We start from the raw sequence: 7,552 nt of genomic DNA on the forward strand, positions 1-7,552 counted from the left end.
GAGATGCACAACAGCCGCCTCGACCTCAATCAGCAGGATGTGTCGCTCTGCATGCTGCCACTCAGCCACGTGTTTGAGCGGGCCTGGAGCTACTACGTGCTCTACTGTGGTGCCGAGAACGTCTATATCCGCGATCCGCAGAAGGTGATGGATGTGATTGGCGAGGTGCAGCCGACCGTGATGTGCGCCGTGCCGCGCCTTTACGAGAAGGCCTACGCCATGATCCAGGCCAAAGTTGCTCAGGCTCCGGCTCTGCGCCGCGCCCTGTTTGGCTGGGCAACCCGGGTCGGCAAGCAGATGGTTGCCACCCGTCAGGCTGGCAAGTCCGCCTCCCCGCTGCTCTACGGCCAGCTCTGGCTCGCCGAGCGACTGGTGTTTCGCAAGCTGCGCGCCCGCTTTGGCGGCCGCACCCGCTTTCTGCCGGTGGCGGGCGCCCGTCTTGCCGACGATGTGAACCTCTTCTTCCAGGCGATGGGGCTCAACCTCAAGTACGGCTACGGCATGACCGAGACCACAGCCACCGTATGCTGCTACGAAGACAGCCAGTTCAAGCTCGGCTCCATTGGCACGGCACTGAACGGCATCGAGGTGAAGCTGGGTGAGAACAACGAACTGCTGGTGCGCTCCCCCACCGTGATGCGCGGCTACTACAACAAGCCGGACGCGACCGCTGAGGTGATGACCGAGGATGGTTTCCTGCGTACCGGCGATGCCGGTGAGCTCGACAGCCAGGGCAATATCTACTTCACCGAACGTCTCAAGGAGCTGATGAAGACCTCCAACGGCAAGTACGTGGCCCCGCAACTGGTGGAAGGGACCATCGGCAAGGATCGCTTTATCGAGCAGATCGCCATCGTCGCCGATGCTCGCCACTTCGTCTCGGCACTGATCGTGCCCTGCTTCGAGTCGCTGGAGGAGTACGCCCGCTCCATCAACCTGCAATACCAGTGCAAGACCGAGCTGCTGCGCCACTCCCGGGTGATGGAGTTCTTCGAAGCCCGCATCGCCGATCTGCAAAAAGAGCTGGCCAAGTTCGAGCAGGTGAAGAAGTTCACCCTGCTGCCGAGCGCCTTCTCCATGGAGCTGGGTGAGCTCACCCCCACCATGAAGCTGCGCCGCAAGATCATCGAGGCCAAGTACCAGAGCGAAATCGAGGCCATGTATAACCATGTCTGAGTACAACCACGTCTGATATCGCTCAGGTTCAGAGAAATAAAAAAGCCGCTCACTCGAGCGGCTTTTTGTTGGCACTTTGGTTGGTACGAACCCGCCTTCAGGCCGTAGTGGTAGTAGTACCGAAGTAGTCGGCCAGGAAGTCATCGAACGACAGGCTATCGCTGCGCTCGCGCTCCCGCTGCTTGGCCAAGGAATCCTTAGCCTCACCGACAAAGTAGGCCTCATCCCAGTACTGCAGCTCCCCTGCCAGCAGCTCCTCGCGATAGCGGGTCGCCAGCTTGTCGCCGTAGCAGCCGTTGTCCTTGCCGCTCTCCAGCAACTCCCTGAGCATGCGGGCGGAGTAGGTGAGCTCGGGGTCGAGCAGCTTCTCGCGATGCATTGCCAGCGTCTCGCGGTAGCGGTTGCGGCCGCAGCAGCGATCCAGCAGCTCGGCCACCTGAGCCAGCTCGTCGAACAGCTTGAGGCCGTACTCTTTGAGGCCAATGGCATTGCCCTGCTCATCTTCCAGCGTCAGGCCGGGACGACGCCCTTCCAGCACCACCTTGTTCTGGTTGCGGCGGTTGCGGGCAATCTCTTCGTCACTCAGCACCGGAGAGGGGCGCAGCAGGCACCAGACCAGGAACAGATCGAAGAAGCGGATCTGATCCGCATCGATGCCGAGCGGGGTGAAGGGGTTGACGTCTACGGTGCGCAGCTCGATGTATTCGATGCCGCGCTGATCCAGCGCATCCGAGGGCTTCTCGCCGCTGCGCGGGGTGCGCTTGGGGCGGATCGGGGCGTAGAGCTCATTCTCCAGCTGCAACACGTTGTCGTTGAGCTGACGATACTCCCCATCCACCTTGACCCCGATTTTGGCAAAGTCAGGATTGTGGGTGTTGATGGCGCGGCGCAGGCTGCTGACATAGGCCGGCAGATTGTCGTGACTGATCTTGAGCCCAGCCTGGGCGCTGTTGGTATAGCCGAGATCGGAGAGACGCAGCGCGGTGGCGTAAGGCAGATAAAGGGTACCCTTGCCGGTCTTCTCGAACGGCAGGTTGCTCTTGCGCCCTTTGAGGAAGGATTCGCAGATGGCCGGGGAGGCGCCGAACAGATAGGGCACCAGCCAGCCGAAGCGGTAGACGTTGCGAATAAGCCCCATGTACTTGTCGGAGATAAAGCGCTGGCTGCAGCATCCTTCGCACACCAGATCCTGCCACTCGCTCCAGAAGCTGTCGGGCATGGAGAAGTTGAAGTGCACCCCGGCGATCACCTGCATCAGGCTGCCGTAGCGGTTCTTCAAGCCCTGACGGTAGAGAGTCTTCATCTTGCCGATGTTGGAGCTGCCGTACTGGGCCAGCCGGATGCTCTCTTCCCCACCGACGAAGCAGGGCATGGAGAGCGGCCAAATCCGCTCGTCACCCAGATGCTGAATCACATGGTGATGGATGTCGCCGAGCTGCTCCATCAGGCTGTCGATGGAGTCGGTGGCCGGGGTGATGAACTCCAGCAGGCTCTCCGAGTAGTCGGTGGTGATATTGGGATGGGTCAGGGCCGAGCCCAGCGCCCGTGGATGGTCACTCTGGGCGAGTCGGCCATCCGGCGTGATGCGCAGGCATTCACGTTCGATCCCGCGCCGGATCCCCTTGAGCGCGGTGAGGCGCTCCGGTGATCCCAACGCATTCAGCAACTCGGTGAGCGACAAGCTTGTTGTAGTCATATTCACGGCTCATGTGAGGCCGCCCCATCCGGGGCGGCTCTTGATTTTTATAAAGCGTCAGTTACGGCAACTGCAGCGGATAGATGGGAAGATGAAGCTCCTTCAGGGGTTTTTCAAGCTTTTGCTTGTCTCCCACCACCACGATCACCATGTCGGCCGGATTGAGCCAACGGGCGGCACTGGCCTTCAGCGCCTCGGGCGACACCGTTTTGATCAGGTTGTTCTGGGCCTGCACATAGTCCGGTTTCAGGTCATACATCACCATCTGCAGCAGGAAGCCCGCCTTCTGGCCCAAGGTCTCGTAAGAGAGGGCATCCTGCTGGGAGACGGCGCTGCGCATATAGGCCAGCTCGACCGGGGTCGGGCCGCTCTTGCGGTAGTTGTCCATCTCCTTGAGGAACTGGCGGATGGCATCGACGGTCGCATCGGCCCGCACATTGGCGCCGGTGGCGAAGGTGCCCACCTCGCGGTTGGCGGAGAAACCGGAGCTGGCGCCGTAGGTGTAGCCCTTGTCTTCCCGCAGGTTGAGGTTGATGCGGCTGTTGAAGTTGCCACCCAGGTTGAAGTTCATCAGCCCGGCGGTGAAGTAATCCCCCGTGGTATCGAACGGCATGGCGCGACGACCGATACGGATCACCGACTGGGGCGCCCCCGGCTTGTCGACCAGATAGATACCTGGCTTGGCCTGCTCACCCTTGAGCTTGAGATCCCCCAGGGCTGGCGTGGCTCCCTTCCACTCGGTCAGGAAGCCAAGTTGCTCCTCGATCTGCTTCTGATCCACATCACCGACCACCACCACTTTGGCGTTGGTGGGGTTGTAGTAGGCCTGATAGAAGTGCTTCACGTCAGCTAGGGTCAGCTTGGCCACATCGGCCGCCACCCCATCGGTAGGTTGACCGAGGCGGTTCTGCTTGCCGTAGACCAGCTCGCGGAACGCCTGCCCGGCCAGCCACTCGGGTTGCTGCTGGGCCTGTTGCATCCCTTGCAGCAGTTGCGCCTTGACCCGCTCGAAGTCCGCCTCCCGCATGCCCGGGCGCTCCAGCACCTCGCGCACCAGCGCCATGGTCTGGGGCAACTTGTCCGCCAGCGAGCTGACGGTGATGAGGTTGTTGTACTGGGCGCTGGAGACATCAATGCTTGAGCCCAGCTTTTGCAGCTCGTCGCTCAGCTGAGCCTCGGTCAGGCGCACCGTGCCCTGCCCCATCATGGCGGCAGTCAGATTGGCCAGCCCCAGTTGCCCCTTATCTTCGGCACGAATGCCGCCCGGCAGGGCGATCATGATGGAGACCGCGGGGATCTCGTCACTCTTGGTGCCGATAATCTCGATGTTCTTGTCGAGCTTGCCGTGCCAGATGGCGGGCACCTTGACGCTCACCGCCTCGCTCGCCTTGGGCTGCACGCTGCGATCGAAATTGTCTTTTACCGGTCGTTCGGCCAGCGCTTCGTCATGCTTGCTGTAATCCGGCAGTTCGCGCTTGGCGGGGGTAAAGTTCGGGGTGGCAACCTGCCACTCGGTCTTGCCCTTGGGCACCACGCTCAGCACCACCGCAGGCTTGTCGGCGATGAACTTGTCGTAGGCGGCCTTCACCTGCTCAGGTGTCACCTTGCCGATGGCATCGAGAGTCTTGAACACATAGTTGGGATCCTGGGCAAACACCTGACCCATGGCGAGCTGGCTCACCTTGCCGGAGACGCTATCCAGACCCCAGATGGCGGAGGCACGGTACTTGGCGATCGCCTTCTCCAGATCTTCCTGTTTGAGGCCGCGCTGGGCGAACTCGCCGATCACCTTGTCCACCTCCCCCTTGAGGGTCTTGAGGCTGCCATCCTGTGACGGATTGGGGTAGGCGTAGACGGTCAGAGTACAGGCCAGCTCTTCGCAGTAGTGGGACGCCCCCACATCGATCGCCTTGCCGGTTTTCACCAGCGACTGGTAGAGCATGGAGCTGGCGGACCCGCCCAGCACGTCGGCAAACATGTCGAGCGCAGGCTCCTGCGGATCGCCAAGAGAGACGGTGGGGTAGCCGATATAGAGCAGCGGCAGGTGCACCTTGTCCTGCAACGTCACGTAGCGGGTCTCGGGCAGAGTCACCGGCTTTGGCGTCGGCTCGGCCACGTCCGGGCCGCGCGGGATGGAGCCAAAGTACTTCTCGATCCACTCGAGAGCCTGCTTGCTGTCAAAGTCGCCGCCCAGAGTCAGGGTGGCATTGTTGGGGCCATACCAACGCAGGAAGAACTGCTTGAGGTCGTTCACATCGACCCGGTCGAGATCTTCCACGTAACCGATGGGCTGCCAGGAGTAGGGGTGAGTACGCGGATAGAGCGCCTCCCCCACCTTCTCGCTCACCAGCCCGTACGGCTGGTTATCGACCCGCTGAGCCCGCTCGTTCTTGACGGTGGCGCGCTGGATCTCAAACTTCTTCTGGCTCACCGCATCGAGCAGGAAGCCCATCCGGTCCGCCTCCAGCCAGAGCACTTTTTCCAGCTGGTTGGCAGGCACCGTCTCGTAGTAGTTGGTGCGATCCTTGTTGGTGGTACCGTTCATGTCGCCACCGGCCTCGTTGATGATCCGCATATGCTCCTGATCACCGACGTGTTTCGAGCCCTGGAACATCATGTGCTCGAAGAAGTGGGCGAAGCCGGACTTGCCGACCGTCTCGCGGGATGAGCCGACGTGATAGGTCACATCGAGGTGCACCAGCGGATCGGAGCGGTCAGGGGCCAGGATCACGGTCAGGCCGTTGTCCAGCTTGTACATCTGGTAGGGGATGGCGAGCTTGCCCTCCTCCTTGCCCTGTTCGGCGATCAGGGTCGGTGCCGCCAGCACCGGCAGGGTGAAGCTCAGCAGAATCGTTAAAGGTATGACTTTGTTCACGGTAACCTCGTGAGTGACAAAAACAGGCTAGAAAATGTGACTGGCCAGCAGAAAAACCAGGGCATAACGGAACAATTTGCCGAGCCCGATCAGAATGAGAGAGCGCCAGAAGGAGAGGCGCAGCCAACCGGCCAACAGACAGAGACCATCACCGACCACCGGCGTCCAGGCAAGCAGCAGACACCAGTGACCATGTTGTTTGAGCCAACCTAAGGCTTTTTGTTCCCCACGGCCTTGAAAATCTTCCGGTTTTTTCTTGAAGGTGGCGAGCCAGCCGAGCCACCAGGTGGTCATGGAGCCGAGGGTATTGCCCAGCGTCGCCCACAGCAGCAGGCTCGCCATGCTCCACTCCCCCTTGGCCGCCATGGCCCCCAGCAGCACTTCGGAGCTGCCGGGCAGCAGGGTGGCGGAGGTGAATGCGCTTAAAAAGAGCCACCCCAGCCCCATCTCGGTAATGCCATTCATCCGGGCAGGCCATCGGCCGCAGGCATCCGCAGCAGCAACTTGCCGCGCACATGGCCCCCTTCGATGGCCTGATGGGCCAGCGCCCCCTCGGCAAGGGGGAATTCACCGGCGAGGGTGACCTTCACCTCCCCCTGACGCAGTAGCATCAACATCTGACCCAGCTGCTTCTGGTCAGGGTGAACCAGCATGCCAACCACCTCGATAGCCGCCGCAGTCCCTGCATCCTTGATCTGCTGGGCAGTGATGGTGGGTACCGTCACCAGACGGCCACCCGACTTGACGCAAGCGAGCGCCGCCTTGCCGCTCTCGCCGCCCGCCAGATCCAGCACCAGATCGACCTGACCGGCCTCTGCCACCACCCGCGCGGGCCAGTTCGCATCATGGTAATCCACCATCCAGCGCGCCCCCAGTGCGTGCAGGAAGCCATGGTTGTCGGGGCTGGCGGTAACCACCACCTCGGCGCCATAGGCGCTGGCAAACTGCACCGCCAGATGGCCAACACCACCGGCACCTGCGAGGATCAATACCCGCTGACCGCTCTGGAGGCCGCCGTGCTCAAGCAGCCCCTGCCAGGCAGTGAGACCGGCCAGTGGCAGCGCCGCCCCCTGCTGCAGGCTCACCCCGTCAAGCTTGACCAGCTCGCTCTCGCTTGCCACCACAGACTCCCCGTAGCCACCGGCGGTGAGGGGAAACCCAACCATACCGCACACCCGCTCCCCCTCGACCAGCGAGGTCACACCGGGGCCCACCTTCTCTACCACGCCGGAGACGTCATAACCCGGCGTCCAGGGCAGCTTGTCCTTGTTCTGGGCGGCCGCCCAGCCAAGACCGGCGCGGGTTTTTGCATCGATGGGATTGACCCCCGCAAAGCAGATGCGCACCCGCACTTCGCCATCGGCTGGCACCTTATCGAGGGAAGGGGTGAGCTTGAGTACCGAGGGGTCACCGAATGCGGTAATCTGTAGTTGCGTCATTGCACAATCCATCCTGTTGATTGATCAAGGGTCAACAGAATAACAGCGAGGACACCATGGCTCGAATGTTTCTTATTCCTCTGTTGCTGGCACTGGGGTGGTGGGCATTTCTGCTCTACTTCCGCATCCCGCTCAAACAGGGGGCCAAGGGGTTTTACTGGATCATCGGCATCGGTGGCGGACTGGCCGCCTTCCTCAGCCTGATGATGGTGCTGACTCACTGAGTGCCACAGCCACTCGATAACGAAAAAGGCCACCGCGTTCCGGTGGCCTTCTCACTATCTGGGTTGCTGCTCCAGCGCCGGATTGAGGTAGTAGTGGCGATTGCTCCCCTGCCCCAGCACCCCTTGCGACAGCAGATGGTGG

Annotated in this window: 6 protein-coding genes; 2 read left to right on the top strand and 4 right to left on the bottom strand. The window is 61.7% G+C overall.

Features of this window, described 5'->3' with window-relative positions:
• Positions 1 to 1,176 (top strand): AMP-dependent synthetase/ligase (locus DBR30_RS19500; protein WP_258224517.1); only part of this gene is annotated, 1,176 nt, incomplete at its 5' end.
• A gap of 97 nt (positions 1,177 to 1,273) precedes the next feature.
• On the opposite strand, the gene gshA is transcribed toward DBR30_RS19500, so the two are convergent.
• From gshA to DBR30_RS19520, 4 genes are all read right to left on the bottom strand, one after another.
• Positions 1,274 to 2,872, bottom strand: a complete 1,599-nt coding sequence (gshA, locus tag DBR30_RS19505; RefSeq protein WP_108588490.1) for a glutamate--cysteine ligase — start codon at positions 2,870 to 2,872, stop codon at positions 1,274 to 1,276.
• 61 nt (positions 2,873 to 2,933) lie between these two features.
• Positions 2,934 to 5,747, bottom strand: coding sequence for a M16 family metallopeptidase (locus DBR30_RS19510; protein ID WP_108588491.1), 2,814 nt, complete (start codon positions 5,745 to 5,747; stop codon positions 2,934 to 2,936).
• A 27-nt stretch (positions 5,748 to 5,774) separates the two neighbouring features.
• A complete protein-coding gene (locus DBR30_RS19515) occupies positions 5,775 to 6,212 on the bottom strand; it encodes a YqaA family protein (RefSeq protein WP_005340498.1) in 438 nt (145 codons plus the stop codon).
• Positions 6,209 to 7,186 (bottom strand): NADP-dependent oxidoreductase, encoded by a 978-nt coding sequence (locus DBR30_RS19520; protein ID WP_181363634.1) that lies wholly within the window; start codon positions 7,184 to 7,186, stop codon positions 6,209 to 6,211. Before DBR30_RS19520 ends, DBR30_RS19515 begins: the two co-directional genes overlap by 4 nt.
• A gap of 56 nt (positions 7,187 to 7,242) precedes the next feature.
• Here DBR30_RS19520 and DBR30_RS19525 point away from each other — a divergent pair, with 56 nt between their 5' ends.
• Positions 7,243 to 7,410, top strand: a complete 168-nt coding sequence (locus DBR30_RS19525) for a hypothetical protein (RefSeq protein ID WP_005308905.1) — start codon at positions 7,243 to 7,245, stop codon at positions 7,408 to 7,410.
• Positions 7,411 to 7,552: the final 142 nt, after the last annotated feature.

This window comes from Aeromonas sp. HMWF017 (genome assembly GCF_003061465.1).
GTDB classification, from domain to species: domain Bacteria; phylum Pseudomonadota; class Gammaproteobacteria; order Enterobacterales; family Aeromonadaceae; genus Aeromonas; species Aeromonas veronii.